Genomic DNA, 18,105 nt, shown 5'->3' on the forward strand with positions numbered 1-18,105 from the left:
GAAGAGGAAAGTACCGGACGGGAAGCGGGGGACTGTCATGTATCCGAGGGTGAAGCCGGCGCTGGCGCGGGCCTGGCGGGATCTGCACACGGTGCAGTGCGGGGTGACTCCCGCCCATGCGTTGGCGCTGGGTCCGGTGGACACGGCGACCGCGTCCCTGATCGACCGGATCGACGGGACGCGGGGCATGGAGTCGCTGCGCGAGGAGGCCGGGAGGATCGGCCTGCCCAGGGGGCAGGCGGACGAACTGGTCCGGCGGCTGGCGGGGGCGGGGCTGCTCGATGACGCCACCGCGGGAGGACCCCGGGCGCAGGCGGTGCGCAAGCGGCCGGAGACCCTGGAGCGGCTGGGGCCGGATCTGGCGTCGCTCTCCTTGGTCCACCCCGAGCCCGGCGGCGAGTTGCGGGCGGTCGCGGCCCGTCGGGCGATACGGGTGCAGGTGCGCGGCAGCGGCCGGGTGGGCGGGGTCCTCGCCGCCGTCCTGGCGGGGGCCGGGGTGGGCCGGGTCGAGGTGCTCGACGGGGGCCGGGTGCAGCCGGGTGATGTGGCGCCGGGCGGGCTGGGTCCGGGCAGCGTGGGGCGGCTGCGGGCCGAAGCCGCGGCGGCGGTGGTCCGGGAGGCGGCCCCGGGACGTGCCCCGCGCGCCGGGGAGTACGGCGGGCCCGCGCCGGGGCTGGCCCTGGTGGTGGTCGCGCCCCGGGACGGGCTCCAGGCGTGGGCGCCCGATCCCGACGCCGCCGCCGAGTGGGTGGCGGCCGGTATCCCGCACCTGTACGCGGGGGTGCTGGAGGGTACGGGGATGGTCGGGCCGCTGGTGCTGCCCGGGATCGCCGCCTGCGCGGGGTGCATGGAGCGGGAGCGGATCGAACGGGATGCCGCCTGGCCCCGGATGCTGGTCCAGTGGCGGTCGACGCACCGCCGCAGAGCCGTCGCCGCCTGCGATCTGGGCCTGGCCTCGGCGGTGGCCGGTCTCGCCGCCGCGCACGCCCTGTCGTTCCTCGACGGCCGACTGCCGGCGTCGACGGCCGCCCGCTGGGAGGCCGCCCTGCCCGGCTTGCACTGGGAGCGTTCCGAGGTCCGCCCCCATCCTGACTGCCCGTGCGGGGCCGCCGCGGTGGGGCGCGGCGGCGGAGGAGGCGGTCCAGCGGTACTGGAGGGACGGGAGGCAGGATCGGCCTGACTCTCGCGCCTGGGGCCATGACAGGATGCGTTGGACCGAAGGCCAGAGGGGACACCCCCCGAACCGCCGCTGGCGGCGCAGCTGTCTGGGAACTGGAGGGGCGCATGTCTGATCTTCCCCGGAAGGCGGTCACCCGCACCGTCAAGCTGGCCGCGCTGCCACTGGGCATGGCCGGCCGGGCCACATGGGGTCTGGGCAAGCTGATCGGCGGCAAGTCCGCGGAGATCGTCGCCCGCGAGCTCCAACAGCGCACCGCCGAGCAGTTGTTCCGTACGCTCGGGGAGCTGAAGGGCGGCGCCATGAAGTTCGGGCAGGCGCTGTCGGTCTTCGAATCGGCTCTGCCCGAGGAGGTCGCGGGGCCCTATCGGGCGGCGTTGACCAAGCTTCAGGAGGCGGCCCCGCCGCTGCCCTCGTCGACGGTGCACCAGGTGCTGGCCGAGCGGCTGGGCGAGAACTGGCGCGACATGTTCGAGGAGTTCGAGGACAAGCCGGCCGCGGCGGCTTCGATCGGGCAGGTGCACCGTGCGGTCTGGCACGACGGCCGGCAGGTGGCGGTCAAGGTGCAGTACCCGGGGGCCGGGGAGGCGCTGCTCTCCGACCTCAGGCAGCTCGGCCGGTTCGCCGGGCTGCTGGGGCCCCTGATCCCGGGCATGGACATCAAGCCGCTGATCACCGAGTTGCGTGACCGCGTGGAGGAGGAGCTGGACTACGAGTTGGAGGCCGAGGCGCAGCGGACGCACGCCGACGCGTTCGAAGGCGACGAGGACGTGGTGGTGCCGGCCGTCGTGCACCAGGGCGAACAGGTCCTGGTGAGCGAGTGGATGGAAGGGACCCCGTTGTCGGAGGTGATAGCCGACGGCACCCAGGAGGAGCGCGACCGCGCCGGACAGTTGCTGGCCCGGTTCCTCTTCTCCGGGCCCGCGCGCACCGGCCTCCTGCACGCGGACCCGCACCCCGGGAACTTCCGGCTGATCCGGGCCGCCGACGGCACCGCCAAATTGGGGGTGTTGGACTTCGGCACGGTCGACCGGCTGCCGGGCGGCTGGCCCGAGCCCATCGGCCGATCGCTGCGGATGACACTGGACGGCGACGCCGAGGGTGTGTACGGCCACCTGTGCGCGGAGGGCTTCGTGAAGAAGTCGATCGAGCTCGACCCGGACGCGGTGCTGGACTACCTCAAGCCGATCATCGAGCCGGCCGAGGCGGATGAGTTCACCTTCACCCGCCCTTGGCTCCGGGGCCAGGCGGCCCGGATCGCCGACCCGCGCTCTCCCGCCCACCAGTTGGGACGGCAGATCAACCTGCCCCCCTCGTACCTGCTGATCCACCGGGTGACGCTGAGCACCATCGGCGTCCTGTGCCAGCTGGGTGCGACGGTGCGCCTGCGCGAGGAACTGGAGTCCTGGCTCCCCGGGTTCCTCCCCGAGGGCTAGGGCGTGTTTCGAAAGTAGCGCCGGGCGCCCGAAGGGCGTGGCCCGCGGCTCCCCCCAGCTACCGCTGGGAGGTACCCCCAGGTGCCGTGCATCGCAAGGCGGAGGATCGCCCGCCTACTGGGCGTAAGCGGGCGTTCCGACAACGCGGCGAGGCGCGGTGCCGGGCGTCGCGGGCCTGGGGGCACCTCCCAGCGGTAGCTGGGGGAGGGACTTTCGAAACACGCCCCAGACCGCTCCCGGGCGGCGCCGGGCGGCGGCGTCACCACCAGGAGGAGTCGAGGCGGCCCTCGATCGCCCTGAGGTTGGCGCGCGCGCAGGCGACGCAGAAGTACTGACGTGTCCCGTTCTCCACCGAGCAGGTCCAGGTGGGCGGGGCGCCGTCGGGGGCCTGGGTGCCGCAGCGCGCGCAGGTGGTCGCGGGACGGGGTCGGGCCTTGGGACCCGGCGGGGTGGGGCGGGGAGTCGGCTGGTCCACCTGCCGACGATATCCCCGTGCGGCGCGCGGTGCGCGTCCGCAACGCCCCGGGGGACCGGTCCGTGTGGACCGGCCCCCCGGGGACGGGTGTTCGGCGGTCAGTGCATGACGGCCATGGCCAGCGCGCGCCGGGCGCGCATCGAGACGCGCTCGGCTCGACGCTGCATGCGCCGTGCGGAGACCAGGCGCAGGGCGTGACGCTCGGCGTCGGCCTCACGCATGCGGTCGTCCATATGGGCACGAGCCATGGCTTCTGGGATGAGTTGCATTTCGCGGGTCCTGTTCTGACGCGAGGTGATCGCGCCTGCGGTGATGAAGTCTGCGGTGGCGGAGCCGTGCGGCTGCTCGCTAGTGGTGCCGGCAAAGGGGGACATGGGGGCCTGCTTCAGGGGGTCGTGCGTCAAGGGGCGGTCGATGGTTCCGATGGCGGTCATGCCGCGACAACCGGGTTCTTGCGCGGACGGCCACGTGGCCGCTTGCGTGCGACGACCACGCCCTGGACGAAGAGCTCGCCGCCCCACACGCCCCAGGGCTCGCGGCGCTCCTTCGCACCGGCGAGGCAGGCCTCGACCAGCGGGCAGGTGCCGCAGAGGGACTTGGCGTACTCGACGTCGGCCGGGGACTCGGCGAAGAAGACCTCGGGGTCGAAGGTGCGACACGGGACGGGGACGCCGAGGTTCTCGATGGCGTCGTCGAGCGCGGTCAGCGCGGTGAGGGGAGTCAAGGTGGAGTCCTCCGGGACTGCGGGCGGGGAGATCGTTTGGGTCTGCGGTACGGACGGGGCGTGCGCTTCGAGTTGCACGGTGTTTTCTTCCTCGTCTTTGTTGACTAGTCGTTCCGGCCGGGTTCGGCCGGGGTCGGCTGGTACCTGTTCTTGCCAGTCCCGAGGCCCCTTCGCGCTGTAGCCCCCGTTCGGGGACAAACAGAAGGGCCGCGGATCCCGGGTGGGGTTCCGCGGCCCTGAAGGCGCCGGCCTGATCTTGGGATCAGACTGGATCACTCCAGGGTTCGAGCCCACGGAAGGCCCACATCAGGTGGTGCTGCTGCTTCGTCTGCTTCGTCTGGAATCCGGCACCGGCCGCGGCGGCGGAGGCATAGGCGCCATGCGCCTGGGCTTCTGCTGCCAGTACTGCCACCGGTGCCTTGGTCGGTCGCTCATTCCGGACACTGGCGAGCAGCGCGCAGGGCGCGGCCGTCAGGGCAGGGCTGTCCGCGGAAATCCGGGACACACCGGTACCCAGGACCGGGAGGAGCGAGGAGGAGCCGAGCGTGCAGGAGGCGGCGACCGAGCGATCGGTCATTTTGGTGAAGGTCATGAAGCTGGTCACTGGTCTCGCCTCCTCTCGGCGTCTCGGGGACCGGGCCCGGGGGCCCGTCCCATGCGTTTTCGGAAAAGTACAGCCAAGTACAACACGGATCAGGGGCTTCGGAGAAGCCACCGTTTCCGTTGCTAAGAACCTATGGGGATCGGCTGGGCATGTGCAAACTATTTTTCCGACGAGTTTCTACGCGTCGTCAGAATCCGCCTCCTCGGGCTCCTGGCCTGCGCAGATGGCCAGGACGTCGGCTCCGTACCGCTCGAGCTTGCGGCCGCCGACTCCGGAGATCATCGAGAGCTCGCCCTCCTCCGCCGGTCCGGCCTCCGCGATCGCCATCAACGTCTTGTCGGTGAAGACGCAGTAGGCCGGCAGGCCCTGCTCCTTCGCCTGGGCCGCGCGCCACTCCCGCAGCCGCTCGTAGAGGCCCTCGTCCATGTCGGACGGACACTCCTCGCAGCGCATCAGTTTGAGCTCGCCGGCCTCGGTGAGGGTCTTGCCGCAGACCCGGCACAGCACCGGGCCGCGGCGTCCGCGCTTGCGGGCCCCCCGCTCGCCCGCGGCGCCCGTCTTGGCGCCGGGGGCCACCGAGCCGGGTCGCAGGCCGTTCAGGAACCGGCTGGGGCGTCGGGAGGCCCGACCGCCGGGGGCGCGGGACAGGGCCCAGGAGAGCGTCAGGTGCAACCGCGCCCGGGTGACGCCGACGTAGAGCAGTCGGCGTTCCTCCTCGACCTGATCGTCGGTCTTGGCGTAGGTGATCGGCATCATGCCGTCGGTGAGGCCCACGAGGAACACCGCGTCCCACTCCAGGCCCTTGGCGGCGTGCAGCGAGGCGAGGGTGACGCCCTGCACGGTCGGCGCGTGCTGGGCGGCCTTGCGTTCGTCCAGCTCGACGGTGAGGTCGGCCAGGGTGGCGCCGGGGCGGCCGCGGGCGAAGTCCTCGGCGAGGCGGACCAGGGCGGCCACCGATTCCCACTGGTCGCGGACCGCGCCGGAGCCCGCGGGCGGCTCGCTGGTCCAGCCGGTGGAGCTGAGCACGGCGCGGACCTGGGAACCCAGCTCCACCACGTCTTCGAGCAGCGGGTCGTTGCCGCCGGAGCGGGCTGCTCCGCGCAGGGCGAGCATCGCCTTCTGCACCTCGTTCCGCTCGAAGAACCGCTCGGCGCCGCGCAGCTGGTAGGGGACCCCGGCGTCGGCGAGGGCCTGCTCGTAGACCTCGGACTGGGCGTTGATGCGGTAGAGGACGGCGATCTCGCCCGCGGGCACCCCGGCGGCGATCAGGTCGCGGATCTTGGCCGCGACGCCCTCGGCCTCGGCGGGCTCGTCGGGGTACTCGGCGTAGACCGGGTCGGGGCCGGGTTCGCGCTGCGAGACCAGTTCCAGCCGGTGCTCGGCGGCCCGCCCCTTGGCTTGGGCGAGCAGACCGTTGGCGAGGTGGACGACCTGGGGGGTGGAGCGGTAGTCGCGGATCAGCTTGACCAGGGTGGCCTGCGGGTACTTGGTGCGGAAGTTCAGCAGGTGGTCGGGGGTGGCGCCGGTGAAGGAGTAGATCGTCTGGCTGGCGTCACCGACGACGCAGAGGTTGTCGCGCTCGCCGAGCCACAGGTCCAGCAGACGCTGCTGGAGCGGGCTGACGTCCTGGTACTCGTCCACCACGAAGTGCTGGTACTGGGCGCGGATCTGCTCGGCGATGTCGTGGCGGTCTTGGAGGATGCCGACGGTGAGGAGCAGCACGTCCTCGAAGTCGATCATGTTCCGGTCGCGCTTGAGTTGCTCGTACGTCCCGTAGATCTGGGCGATCTCCGCCATGTCCCTCGGCGCCTCGCGGCCCGCCTTGAGGGCCGCGGCCGGGTAGTCGGCGGGCACGGTCTGGGTGACCTTGGCCCACTCGATCTCACCGGTGACGTCGCGCAGCTCGTTGCGGTCGAGGCGGATGCGGCAGCGCGATCCGGCCTCGGCCACGAACTGGATCTTGCGTTCCAGCAGTCGGGGCACCTCTCCGCCGATCGCGCGGGGCCAGAAGTACTGGAGCTGGCGCAGCGCGGCGGCGTGGAAGGTCCGGGCCTGGACCCCGCCCGCGCCCAGGCTGCGCAGCCGGCCGCGCATCTCACCGGCGGCGCGGTTGGTGAAGGTGACGGCCAGCACGCTGGCGGGCATGAGGCTGCCGGAGGCGACGCCGTAGGCGATGCGGTGGGTGATGGCTCTGGTCTTGCCCGTCCCGGCCCCGGCGAGCACGCACACCGGCCCGCGCAGGGTCGTCGCGACCTCGCGCTGCTCCGGGTCGAGGCCCTGGAGCACCGCGTCGGCCGAGTCGGCGCCGGACGGGAAGGATGAGGAGTGCGTTGCTGCTGTCACCCCGCCATGCTGCCAGGTCCGGTGTGCCTGGCGGGAACGTTGTCCACAGGCCGCCGGTATCCGTCGTACTTATGCGCGGTGAGCGCGGGGAGGGCCCCCGGTCCCGTTCCCGGCCCCGTTCCGTTCCCGTTCCCGGCCGGGAATGGGGAGGCCGTGGCGTACGTTCGAGTACTCGGACCACCGAGCCTCACGAAGGAGAGCGCAGCATGCAGGACACGGGTTCCGTCACGATGTACAGCACGACCTGGTGCGGCTACTGCCGCCGGCTGAAGACCCAGCTGGACCGGGAAGGCATCGCGTACGAGGAGATCAACATCGAGCTCGACCCGGCGTCCGCGGCGTTCGTGGAGCAGGCGAACGGCGGCAACCAGACCGTTCCGACGGTGCTCGTGAAGTCCCCCGCGGGCAACGAGTCCGTCATGACGAACCCGAGCCTGGCCCAGGTCAAGCAGGCCCTCGCCGTCTGACCGCGCTCCCCGCGTACACAGCAGGAGGCCCCCGCCGCGGCGGGGGCCTCCTGCTGTGACGAACGTTACGGCCGGGCCGCGGGCCTCGGCAGCGGCTTCCCGTACCAGAGCTCGACCAGCCGGGCCGCGATGGAGATCCCCGCCGGCGGGAGCACCTCGCCCGACTCGATCGCCTCGCGCAGGTCCTCCCTGGAGAACCAGCGGGCCTCCTGGATCTCCTCGCCGTCCACGGTGATCTCCGAGCTGACGGCCCGCGCCGTGAAGCCGAGCATCAGGCTGTACGGGAACGGCCACGGCTGGCTGGCGACGTAGTCGACCGCGCCGACCTTGACGCCCGCCTCCTCCCACACCTCGCGGATCACCGACTGCTCGATGGACTCGCCCGGCTCCACGAAGCCGGCCAGCGTCGAGAAGCGGCCCTCGGGCCAGTGCACCTGGCGGCCCAGCAGCGCCCGGTCGTGCTCGTCGGTGACGAGCATGATCACGGCCGGGTCGGTGCGCGGGTAGTGCTCGGCGCCGCAGCCCGGGCAGCGCCGGATGTGCCCGGCGGCCGCCACGACCGTGCGCTCGCCGCAGCGGGAGCAGAAACGGTGCATCCGCTGCCAGTTCTCCAGCGCCACCGCGTGCACCATCAAGGCGGCGTCCCGCGGTGACAGCAGCAGGCCCGCCTCCCGCAGCCCCGCGGCGCGCGCCGACTGGTCCATGCGACCCGGCAGGGAGTCCTTCTGAAGCGCGAAGTACCGTACGCCGTCCTCGTCCGTGCCCAGGAAGTAGCGGTGCGTCTGGGTGACCGGGGCCTCGAAGGCGGGGGTCATCACGATGGCCGTGCCGCCGTCGGGGGTGTCGTCGATCAGCACCTGGCCGCCGGAGACGACGAAGACGCGGGTCGTCGGGTGGCTCCAGGCGGCGGCGAGCCAGGCCTCGTCGAGGCGGTGGTGCGCGGCGCGGTCGATGCCGCTGGGCGCGGCGAGCGAGAGCGGGCGCTCGGTACGGGTACTCACAGGTACTTCCAACTCCCCCGGTGGTGGACAGGCGGGCTAGGCGGGCGGCGTGCGTGGGCTCTGGGCTCTCGTGCGGGTGTGCGGCTCCCGTCCTCAGGCGCCGGGCGTCCAGTGGGCGGCGAGGTCCCCCCACAGGTAGGCGGCCGTCTCGACGCCCTTGAGGAGCAGGTCCAGCTCGACCTTCTCGTTGGGCGCGTGCCAGCCGTCGGACGGGACGGAGATGCCGAGGAAGAGGACCGGGGCGTCGAGGACGTCCCGCAGGTCGGCGGCGGGGCCGGAGCCGCCCTCGCGCGTGAACCGGATCGGCTGCCCGAAGGCTCGGCCCATGGCCCGCACGACGGACCGCAGGGCCGGGTGGTCCAGCGGGGTCAGGCACGGCCGGGTCGGGGCGCCGAAGACGATGGAGTGCCGGATGCCGTCGGGGACGCGCGCGGCGACCCAGTCCCGTACGGCGGCCTCGATCTCGTACGGGTCCTGTCCGGACACGAGGCGGAACGACAGCTTCACGTGGGCGGAGGCGGGCACGATGGTCTTGCCGCCGGGACCCTGGTAGCCGCCGCCGATGCCGTTGACTTCGGCGGTCGGGCGGGCCCAGACGCGCTCCAGCGTCGAGTACCCCTTCTCGCCGGCGGTCGCGTGCGACTTGGCCGTACGGAGCCACTCGGCCTCGTCAAAGGGCAGCTCGGCGATCAGCCGGCGTTCGGCGTCGTCGAGCTCGCCGACGCCGTCGTAGAAGCCGGGGACCGTGACCCGGCCGTCCGCGTCGTGCAGCGCCGCGACGAGGCGGGCGGCGACGGTCGCCGGATTGGGCACGGCCCCGCCGAAGGCGCCGGAGTGGATGTCCTGGTCCGGCCCGTGGAAGTCGATCTCGCAGTCGGCGACGCCGCGCATGCCGGTGCAGACGGTGGGGGTGGTCTCGGACCACATGCCGGTGTCGGAGACGACCACGACATCGGCGGCGAGGCGGTCGGCCTCGCGCTCGACGAGGGCGCGGAAGTTCGGCGAGCCGGACTCCTCCTCGCCCTCGATGAGGAGCTTGAGGTGTACGGCGGGGGCGTCGGCGCCGGTGGCGGCGAGGTGCGCGCGCACGCCGAGGGTGTGGAAGAACACCTGGCCCTTGTCGTCGGCCGCGCCGCGCGCGTACATCCGGCCGTCCGCGATGACCGGCTCGAACGGGTCGGTGTGCCAGCCGTCCTCGCGGGCGGCGGGCTGCACGTCGTGGTGTCCGTAGACGAGGACGGTGGGGGCGGCCGGATCGGCGCTCGGCCACTCGGCGAAGACGGCGGGGGCACCGGGCGTTTCGAGGACCTCGGCGACCGGGAAGCCGGTCTCCTTGAGCTTGGCGGCGAGCCAGTCGGCGCTGCGCCGTACATCGACCGCGTGCTCGGGCTGGGCCGAGACGGACGGGATGCGCAGCCACTCGGCGAGGTCGTCGAGGAAGACGGCGCGGTGGGTGTCGATGTACGTGCGGACGACGTTGTCCGCCTGGGTGTCGCTCATGCCTACGAGACTAACCGTCCGCCTGAGGAGCACTGTCCGTGCCCGTTTTGCCTTGGAGGATCCGCTCAAGCCGAGCCCGGTCGGGCAGGTCGCGAGGGCGGATCACGCGCCCGCTGCGGACGTGGAGGAACGCGGCGGAGACCCGGTCGAGGGGGGTCTCGGTGGCCTCGGCCCAGGCCAGGCGGTAGACGGCGAGCTGGAGGGGGTCGGCCTCGGTCGTACGGCCGGTCTTCCAGTCGACGATCTCGTACGAACCGTCGGGGTTCTTGTAGACGGCGTCGATCCGGCCGCGGACGACGCGACCGGCGAGGGCGAGCTGGACCGGGGCCTCCATCCGGTGAGGAGTGCGGTCGGCGTACTCGCTGCGCTCGAAGGCGGCCTTGAGGGAGGCGAGGTCGGCCTCGTCGGCGATGTCCTGGTCGGAGGCGGCGCCGGGGAGTTCGGTGGCGGGGTCGAGGACGTCGAGGAGGGGGAGCGGGAGCTCGTCGAAGCGGGACTCGACCCATGCGTGGAAGCGGGTGCCCTGGCGGGCGGCGGGCTGGGGCGGTTTGGGCATGGGGCGGGCGAGCTCGCGGGCGAAGCCCTGCTCGTCGGCGGCGAGGCGCAGGAGCTGGCCGGCGGAGAGGGAGGCGGGCAGCTCGACGTCGCGGACCGCCGTACGGGTACGGCGGAGCTCGCCTTCGAGGGCGTCGAGGTCCCGGTCCCAGGAGGCGACGGCCCGAGCCTCTTCGGCACTCAGCTCGGCCGACCCGCGGCCCGCGTCCCACGCCCGACCGCCGGGCCCGGATGCCGCCGGCACCCACGTGTCCTCCTCCGGCCACAGCTGGTCACCCGGCACGGCGGCACGCGCCTGCTGCCCGGGCACCCGGGCGGCGGGGCCGTCGGCGGGCATACCGGAGCCGGAGCCCGGAGGCCGGGCCGACCATCCGGCCGCGTCGGCCTCCGGCCACAGGTCCTCGTCCGGGACGGCGGCGTGCGCCTGCTGCCCGAGGGCCCGGGCGGGCACAGCGGAGTCGGAGCGCGCGGCGTCGGCGGACACGGGGGGGTACGCCTCCGGCCCGGGCCCGTCAGCGGGCACGGCCGAGCGGGAGGGCGGGGCGTCACCGGCATGCGGAGGCCACGCCAACCCAGCGTGCGCGTCGGCCTCCGGCCACAAGTCGCCGTCCGACACGGCCGAACCGGAGCCCGGAGGCCGAGCCGACCATCCGGCCGCGTCGGCCTCCGGCCACAGGTCCTCCTCCGGCACGGTGGCGTGCGCCTGCGGACCGGCCGCGCCGGCCGGCAGGGCGGAGCGGGGCTGCGGCCCGGGAGCGTCGGCGGACGCGGTGAAGTGGGCCTCCGGCCCCGCACCGTCTGACACGGCCGAACCGGAGCCCGGAGGCCGGGCCGACCATCCGGCCGCGTCGGCCTCCGGCCACAGGTCCTCGTCCGGGACGGCGGAGCGAGGGGGTGGGACCGTGGGGTCGGGCCAGGAGGGGTCGTCGTAGGACGGCTCCTCGCAGTGCGGGGGCCAGAGGTAGGCCGCCGAGAGGTGGGACTCCACCAGCGCCGCCGCGCGGCGGCGCCGCGCCAGCGAGGCCGGGTCCAGCGGCAGCGGCCAGGCGTGGTCCGCGGTCGCGGCCTCGGCCAGGACCGGGTTCTCGTCCTCCGGCTCGGGCTCGGGCGCCCACGCCTCGATCTCCCCGTGTCCCGCCTCGCAGTGCGCGTACAGCGCCTCCAGGAACGCGGACGGCCCCCGCGGCTTCTTCTGCGTCGGCCCCCACCAGTGGCCCGAGGCCAGCAGGAGCGAGCGCGGTCGGGTGAACGTCACGTACCCCAGGCGGAGTTCCTCCACCGCCTTGTGTTCTTTCAGCCCCGCCTTGAAGGACTTGAGGCCCGCCGAGGTCCAGGCGGGGTCGCCGGGCAGCGTCGACGCGTCGCCGCGCAGGGCGTACGGCAGGACCTTCGCGTACGACGTCCAGGCCTCCGGCGGCTTCTCCTTCGGGAAGGCTCCCGCGCAGAGGCCGGGTACGACCACCACGTCCCACTCCAGCCCCTTGGACTTGTGGGCCGTCAGCACCTTGACCGTGTTCTCCCCGCCCGGCAGGGCGTGGTCCAGGCCCTTCTCGTACTGCGCCGCCGTCCGCAGGAAGGCGAGGAACGCGAGCAGCGAGGCCTCCCCGTCGAGCGAGGCGAATCCCGCCGCGACGTCCAGGAAGCCGGACAGCGTCTCGCGGCGCCGGGCGGCCAGGGCGTGCGGGGAGGCCGACAGTTCCACGTCCAGCCCGGTCGCCGCGAGCACCCGGTGCAGTACGTCCATCAGCGGATCGGCGAGCGAACGCCGCAGGTCACGCAGCTCCTGCGCGAGGTGCGCGAAGCGGACCCGGGCTTCCGCCGAGAAGGGCAGGTCCTCCCCGGCGACGGCCCCGGCGGAGTCGAGGAAGGTCTCCAGCGCGTCGGCCAGCGAGATGACCTCCACCGGGTCGACGCCCTCGACGGCCGCCGCGAGCCGCGCGTCCGGGTCGGCGTCGGCCCCGCCCGACGGCCGGCCGTTCACGAGCTGCCGCGCCCGCCGCCCCAGCAGTGCCAGGTCACGCGCGCCGATCCGCCAGCGGGGGCCGGTCAGCAGCCGCACCAGTGAGGCGTTGGCGCCCGGGTCCTGGAGCACCTCGCACACCGCGACCAGGTCCGCGACCTCGGGCAGGTGCAGGAGGCCGGAGAGCCCGACCACTTCGACGGGCACCTCGCGGGCCACCAGCACCGCCTGGATGCGCGCGAAGTCCCCGGCGGAGCGGCACAGCACCGCGATCTCCCCCGGCGCCGTCCCCGTACGGACCAGGTGCGCGACGGAGTCGCCGAGCCACTCCAGCTCCTCGGCGTGCGTGGGCAGCAGGGCGCAGCGGACCGAGCCGGACCGCTCCTCCCCCGGCGCGGGCCGCAGCGCCTCGACGCCCTCGTGCATGGCGCGCAGGGGCGCGGCGAGGCCGTTGGCCAGGTCCAACAGCCGGCCGCCGCTGCGCCGGTTCTCGCTGAGCGACTGACGGGCGGCGGGGCTGCCGTCGGCGTTCGGGAAGTGCTCGGGGAAGTCGTCTAGGTTGGCGACGGAGGCACCGCGCCAGCCGTAGATCGCCTGGCAGGGGTCGCCGACGGCGGTCACGGCGTGGCCCGTGCCGGCACCGAACAGGCCGGAGAGCAGCAGCCGCTGCGCGACGGAGGTGTCCTGGTACTCGTCGAGCAGGACGACCCGGAATTCCTCGCGCAGCAGCGCCCCGACCTCGGGCCGGGTGGTGGCGAGCCGCGCGGAGAGGGCTATCTGGTCGCTGAAGTCGAGCAGGTCGCGGGAGCGTTTGGCGTCGCGGTAGCGCTCGGTGAGCTCCAGCAGTTCGAGCCGGCCGCGTACCGCCTCGGGGATCTTGCGCAGGTCGTCGTTGGTGAGCTTGGTGCCGGCGAGTTCGTCCAGGAGCCCGGTGTCGTACGTCCGCAGTTCCTGCGGGGCGACCAGGTGCTCGGACAGTTCGGCGTCGAGCGCGAGCAGGTCGCTGACCAGGTCGGGGAGGGACTTCGTCAGCGAGGGGTACGGGCCGGGGGCCTCGCGCAGCACGCGGGCGGCGAGCTGGAAGCGGGTGGCGTCCGCGAGCAGTCGGGTGCTGGGTTCCAGCCCGATGCGCAGGCCGTGGTCCTTGAGGAGCTGCCCGGCGAAGGCGTGATAGGTGGAGATGCGGGGCTCTCCGGCGGCCGCGCCCGGCTCCCTCCCGGCCGAGGAAGGGTCCGGGAAGGCATCGGGGAAAGGGTCCGGGTCGCTGATGCCGGCGCGGGCGAGGGCCTTGCGGACGCGCTCGGCGAGTTCGCCGGCGGCCTTGTTGGTGAAGGTCAGGCCGAGGACCTGTTCGGGCGCGACCGCGCCCGTGCCGACCAGCCAGACCACGCGCGCGGCCATGACGGTGGTCTTGCCGGAGCCCGCTCCCGCGACGATGACCTGGGGGGCGGCCGGTGCGGTCGCACAGGCCAGCTGTTCCGGCGTGAAGGGGATCCCGAGGAGCTCCTTGAGCTGCTCGGGATCGGTGAGGGCCGGGGGGCCGGCCGGACGCGCGGACACCCGAAAAGGCTAGCCGCCCGCACTGACACTCCCCGCCGGCGTCCCGGGCGCCGTCCCGCCGACGCCCCCGCCCGCAGCGCGTGCAGCGCCCGCCCGGAGAGCGGTCACTCCACGGTGTGGCGGCCCTCCGGGCGGGCGCTGCACGCGCTGCGGAAGGAACAGTGGTCGCAGTGCTGTCCGGTGTTGGGGGTGAAGCGCTCGTCCAGGACCCGACCGGCGGCGGTGGCGAGCAGGTCGGCGGCCCAGTCTCCGTCCAGGGGCTGCTGCGCCTGGACCTTCGGCACCTCGTCGCCGCCGTCGCGCTTGGCGGCGCCTTGACGGAGCTGTACGAGTTCGGCGCCGCCGGGTTCGGGGCGGCGGCCGTCGAAGACCTCGTCGACGGCTCCTTCGCGGACCGCGAGCTGGTACACCGCGAGCTGGGGGTGGCGTGCGACCTCGTCCTTGGTGGGCACGGCCTTGCCGGTCTTGAAGTCGACGACGTACGCACGCCCCTGGGGGTCCGATTCGACCCGGTCCATGGAACCCCGGACGCGAACGGCGAAGTCGCCCGCTTCGAGCGTGACGTCGAATTCGTGCTCCGTGGCCACCGCCGCCCTGCCCCCCCGGTCGGTGGCGTGCCAGCGCAGGAAGCGTTCGAGGGCGGCGCGGGCGTTGTCCTTCTCCTGGCGGGACTTCCACGGGGCGTCGAAGGCGAGGGCGTCCCAGACGGAGTCGAGGCGTTCCATCAGGACGGCGAGGTCGGCGGGGGTCCGGCCGGAGGCGACTTCGTCGGCCAGGACGTGGACGACGTTGCCGAAGCCCTGGGCGGCGGTGGAGGGGGCGTCCGCCTTGACCTCGCGGCCGAGGAACCACTGGAGGGAGCAGGTGTTGGCGAGCTGGTCCAGGGCGCTGCCGGAGAGGGCGACGGGGCGGTCGCGGTCGCGCAGCGGGACGGTACTGCGGGTGGGTTCGTACAGCCCCCACCAGCGCTGCGGGTGCGCGGCGGGGACCAGGGGCCGGTCCTCGTCGTCGGTGAGCGCGGCGAGGCGGGCCAGCCGGCGGGCGGCGGCGTCGCGCATCGCCTCGGAGGCCTCGGGGTCGACGGTGGTGGCACGGAGTTCGGCGACGAGCGCCGGGACGGAGAGGGGGCGGCGGGGGCGGCCGGCGACGTCCTTGACCGGTACGCCGAGTTCGCTGAGGAAGCGGGAGGGCTGGTCGCCGTCCTCGGCGGGGGCCTTGACGGCGGTGACGACGAGGCGGTGGCGGGCGCGGGTGGCGGCGACGTAGAAGAGGCGGCGCTCCTCGGCGAGGAGGGCGCCGGGGGTGAGCGGGTCGGCGAGACCGTCACGGCCGATGCGGTCGGCCTCCAGGAGGGAGCCGCGGCGGCGGAGGTCGGGCCAGAGCCCTTCCTGGACGCCGGCGACGACGACGAGGCCCCATTCGAGCCCCTTGGAACGGTGGGCGGTCATCAGCCGGACGGCGTCGGAGCGGTGGGCCTTGCGGGTGAGGGTGTCGGCGGCGATGTCCTCGGCTTCGAGCTGTTCGAGGAAGTTGAGGGCGCCGCGGCCGCCGGTACGTTCCTCGGCGCGGGCGGCGGTGTCGAAGAGGGCGCAGACGGCGTCGAGGTCGCGGTCCGCGTTGCGGCCGGCGGGGCCGCCGCGGCGGGCGCCCCGCTCCAGGCGCTGGGGCCAGGGGGTGCCGTCCCACAGGAGCCAGAGGGCCTCTTCCGCCGTGCCGCCGCCTTCGAGGAGCTCGCGGGCCTTGCGCAGGAGCAGGCCGAGGCGTTGGGCGCCGCGGGCGTAGGCGGGGTCGTGGGCGACGAGCCGCTCGGGCTCGGCGAGGGCGCGGGCGAGCAGCACGTCGGAGGGAGCGGGCACGGTGACCCCGGCGGCCCGCTCCTCTTCCCGCAACGCCCGCCCCAGCCGACGCAGATCGGCGGCGTCCATGCCTCCGAGCGGCGACCCGAGCAACGCGACGGCCGCCTCGACCCCCACCCAGCCGACGTCGTCCAAGGCCTCCGCATCCGGCTGCCCGCCCGGCCCGCCGGAACCGGCCTGCCCGGCGGCAGCGACCACCGCCGCGTCGGCCGACGCGGCGGCCGCGGCGGGTCCGACGGCATCGGCCGCGGCGGGTCCGACGGCGTCGGCCGACAGTGTGGCCCCGTCGGCCGCGCCGTCGCCGCCGGCACCGGAGGCCTGCGCGGCGCCCCCGTCCGGCCGATCACCCGGCCCGCCGGAACCGGCCGCAGCCGCCGACCCCACGGAGCCGGCGCCGTCTCCGGAACCGGCCGGGGCGGCCTCCTCGGCGGAGCCGGGAGCCGGGGCCGGCCCGCCCGGGTCGGCGGAGCTCTCCGGAGCGGCGGGGTGAAGCGGCGCATCGCTGGGACCGGAACCGCCCGGGCCGGCCACAGGGCCGGGCCCGACCGACCCGTCCGCGTCTGCCGTGGCGTCGACACCCGCCACCGGCCGGCCCTCACCGGCCGAACCCGCCGGGGCCGCTGCGTCGGCGCCGTAACCGGCCTCCTCGGCGGCACCGGCCGCACCGGTCGGGCAGGGGGTTGCGGCAGCGGAAGTGGTGGCTTCGATCGAGGCCGCCGAAGTCGCGGTGGCGCCTCGGGGGGAGTCGCCCGGCCCCTCCGCCCCGGGGAACCCGGTGCCGAAACCGACCTGCCCAGCCGCACCGGCCGGGCCGGAGGCCTCGGCAGCGGAGGCCGGGGGCTCGGTCGTGGCTGCCGGGGCCGCTGCGTCGGCGCCGGCCGGATCGGAGACCCACGGCCCGTCCGCCCCGGCGGCGAAGGCCGCGGCGGGGAGCCCGGGGAGGTCCGAGCCGGCGGTGGCGGTCGCGGCGGCGGCCGTGGCGGCCAGGCGGAGGGCCGTCAGGAGGGGGGCCACGGCCGGTTCGTGGCGGAGGGGGATGTCCGTGCCGTCCGTCTCCGCCGGGACCCCGGCGGAGATCAGCGCGCGCCGCGTCGCGGGGAGCGTGCGGCCGCCGGCGCGGACCAGGACGGCCATGTCCCGCCACGGCACGCCGTCCTCCAGGTGCGCCCGCCGCAGGATGTCGGCGATGTTGTCGAGTTCCGCGCCGGCCGTCGGGTACGTGTACACCTCCACGCGCCCGCCCTCCCGCACGGGACGCAGTGCCCGGTGTGCCCGTACCGCCGCCGCGGGCAGCCTCGGCACCGGCATGCGGGACGTGAGCAGCCGGGTCGCGGCCAGCAGGACCGCCCCGGAGCGGCGACCCACCGTCAGGGCCCGTACCTCCGCCCCGGGGAAGGAACTCTCGAAGTCGAGGATGTTGTTGATGTCGGCGCCCCGGAACGCGTAGATCGACTGGTCCGGGTCGCCGAAGGCCACCAGCGTCCCGCCCGGCCCGTTCAGCGCGCGCAGCAGCCGCAGCTGCGAGGCGTCGGTGTCCTGGTACTCGTCCACGTAGATCACGTCGTACGCGGACGCGAGGGACGGCGTGCGTTCCGCGAGGAGCACCGCACGGTGCAGCAGCTCCGCGTAGTCCAGCGTGCCCTGCATGTCCAGGACGTCCAGGTACTCGGAGAGGAAGGCGGCGGCCGCCTGCCAGTCCGGTCGGCCGATCCGCCGGGCGAAGTCCGACAGGGCCTCGGGGCCGAGCCCCAACTCGCGCGCGCGGGCCAGCACCGCGCGGACCTCGTCGGCGAACCCCCGGGTGGTCAGCGCGGCCCGCAGGTCGTCCGGCCAGCGGATGGAGCGGATACGGCGCTGCCCCTCCAACAGGGTGCGGACCATCACGTCCTGCTCCGGGCCCGACAGCAGCCGCAGCGGGTCGGCGAAGAGGTCGGTGTCCTGGTGGGCGCGGACCAGGCCGTAGCAGAACGAGTGGAAGGTGGTGGCCTGCGGGGCGCGGGCGCCGCCCAGCCGCAGGGCCGCCCGGTCGCGCAGTTCGACGGCCGCCTTGCGGCTGAAGGTCAGGATCAGGACGCGGGCCGGGTCGGTGCCCGCCTCGACCCGGGCGGCGGCCGACTCGATCAGCGTGGTGGTCTTGCCGGTGCCCGGCCCGGCCAGCACCAACAGAGGTCCGCCGGTGTGCTCAACCACCGCGCGTTGCGCTGCGTCCAGGACAGGGGGAGCCACCCGTTCCGGCCCGGTGCGCACCAGGCGGTACGCGTCGGAGGTGCGCGTACGCCGCTCTGAGCGGTCGGAGGGGGAGGTGATCACGTGAGGTGCCGGTCCTGGTGGGTCTGCGGGTGGTACGGGTACGTCGGGCGCGCACGGCGGTGCGTCACGGGCGTCGGTCGGCTCGACCCCGGGCGGGACGGCCGAAGGGGCAACGCTACGCCACCCGCACCGGCCGC

General features: G+C 74.3%; 12 protein-coding genes. 3 read left to right on the plus strand and 9 right to left on the minus strand.

Going from position 1 to position 18,105, the window contains the following annotated elements:
- Positions 1 to 37 precede the first annotated feature (37 nt).
- Positions 38 to 1,180: a ThiF family adenylyltransferase gene (locus tag ACV7NM_RS11615; protein WP_463410226.1), complete on the plus strand. Its 1,143-nt coding sequence runs from the start codon at positions 38 to 40 to the stop codon at positions 1,178 to 1,180.
- A 104-nt stretch (positions 1,181 to 1,284) separates the two neighbouring features.
- The gene (locus tag ACV7NM_RS11620) at positions 1,285 to 2,613 is read left to right on the plus strand and encodes an ABC1 kinase family protein (protein ID WP_463410227.1); all 1,329 of its coding nucleotides are present in this window, start codon (positions 1,285 to 1,287) and stop codon (positions 2,611 to 2,613) included.
- A gap of 259 nt (positions 2,614 to 2,872) precedes the next feature.
- Here ACV7NM_RS11620 and ACV7NM_RS11625 read toward each other — a convergent pair whose 3' ends face one another.
- From ACV7NM_RS11625 to ACV7NM_RS11645, 5 genes are all read right to left on the minus strand, one after another.
- Positions 2,873 to 3,088 (minus strand): hypothetical protein, encoded by a 216-nt coding sequence (locus tag ACV7NM_RS11625; protein ID WP_136213951.1) that lies wholly within the window; start codon positions 3,086 to 3,088, stop codon positions 2,873 to 2,875.
- Positions 3,089 to 3,186: 98 nt separating this feature from the next.
- Complete coding sequence (locus ACV7NM_RS11630) at positions 3,187 to 3,522, minus strand: hypothetical protein (RefSeq protein ID WP_463410228.1); 336 nt, start codon at positions 3,520 to 3,522, stop codon at positions 3,187 to 3,189.
- Positions 3,519 to 3,890 carry a WhiB family transcriptional regulator gene (locus tag ACV7NM_RS11635; RefSeq protein WP_053676354.1) on the minus strand — a complete coding sequence of 124 codons (372 nt, stop codon included), beginning with the start codon at positions 3,888 to 3,890 and terminating at the stop codon, positions 3,519 to 3,521. Before ACV7NM_RS11635 ends, ACV7NM_RS11630 begins: the two co-directional genes overlap by 4 nt.
- Before the next feature lie 184 nt (positions 3,891 to 4,074).
- Complete coding sequence (locus ACV7NM_RS11640; RefSeq protein ID WP_463410229.1) at positions 4,075 to 4,416, minus strand: hypothetical protein; 342 nt, start codon at positions 4,414 to 4,416, stop codon at positions 4,075 to 4,077.
- Positions 4,417 to 4,593: 177 nt separating this feature from the next.
- The gene (locus tag ACV7NM_RS11645) at positions 4,594 to 6,759 is read right to left on the minus strand and encodes an ATP-dependent DNA helicase UvrD2 (protein WP_463410230.1); all 2,166 of its coding nucleotides are present in this window, start codon (positions 6,757 to 6,759) and stop codon (positions 4,594 to 4,596) included.
- Between the two features lie 206 nt (positions 6,760 to 6,965).
- Here ACV7NM_RS11645 and ACV7NM_RS11650 point away from each other — a divergent pair, with 206 nt between their 5' ends.
- Positions 6,966 to 7,226, plus strand: coding sequence for a mycoredoxin (locus ACV7NM_RS11650; protein WP_136213948.1), 261 nt, complete (start codon positions 6,966 to 6,968; stop codon positions 7,224 to 7,226).
- Between the two features lie 65 nt (positions 7,227 to 7,291).
- Here ACV7NM_RS11650 and nudC read toward each other — a convergent pair whose 3' ends face one another.
- The 4 genes from nudC to ACV7NM_RS11670 form a co-directional block, all read right to left on the minus strand.
- Entirely contained in the window at positions 7,292 to 8,239 is a 948-nt protein-coding gene (gene nudC, locus ACV7NM_RS11655; RefSeq protein WP_463410231.1) for an NAD(+) diphosphatase, read from the minus strand.
- A gap of 81 nt (positions 8,240 to 8,320) precedes the next feature.
- A complete protein-coding gene (locus ACV7NM_RS11660; RefSeq protein ID WP_463410232.1) occupies positions 8,321 to 9,727 on the minus strand; it encodes a dipeptidase in 1,407 nt (468 codons plus the stop codon).
- Positions 9,728 to 9,737: 10 nt separating this feature from the next.
- Positions 9,738 to 13,802 carry an ATP-dependent DNA helicase gene (locus ACV7NM_RS11665; RefSeq protein WP_463410233.1) on the minus strand — a complete coding sequence of 1,355 codons (4,065 nt, stop codon included), beginning with the start codon at positions 13,800 to 13,802 and terminating at the stop codon, positions 9,738 to 9,740.
- Positions 13,803 to 13,906: 104 nt separating this feature from the next.
- Entirely contained in the window at positions 13,907 to 17,965 is a 4,059-nt protein-coding gene (locus ACV7NM_RS11670) for a UvrD-helicase domain-containing protein (protein WP_463413906.1), read from the minus strand.
- Positions 17,966 to 18,105: the final 140 nt, after the last annotated feature.

This window comes from Streptomyces sp. Tek67B01, assembly GCF_055231995.1.

Coding starts and splice junctions, on each gene's coding strand:
- ACV7NM_RS11615 (WP_463410226.1), top strand. CDS start 38: ATGTATCCGAGGGTGAAGCCGGCGCTGGCGCGGGCCTGGCGGGATCTG.
- ACV7NM_RS11620 (WP_463410227.1), top strand. CDS start 1,285: ATGTCTGATCTTCCCCGGAAGGCGGTCACCCGCACCGTCAAGCTGGCC.
- ACV7NM_RS11630 (WP_463410228.1), bottom strand. CDS start 3,522: ATGACCGCCATCGGAACCATCGACCGCCCCTTGACGCACGACCCCCTG.
- ACV7NM_RS11650 (WP_136213948.1), top strand. CDS start 6,966: ATGCAGGACACGGGTTCCGTCACGATGTACAGCACGACCTGGTGCGGC.
- ACV7NM_RS11660 (WP_463410232.1), bottom strand. CDS start 9,727: ATGAGCGACACCCAGGCGGACAACGTCGTCCGCACGTACATCGACACC.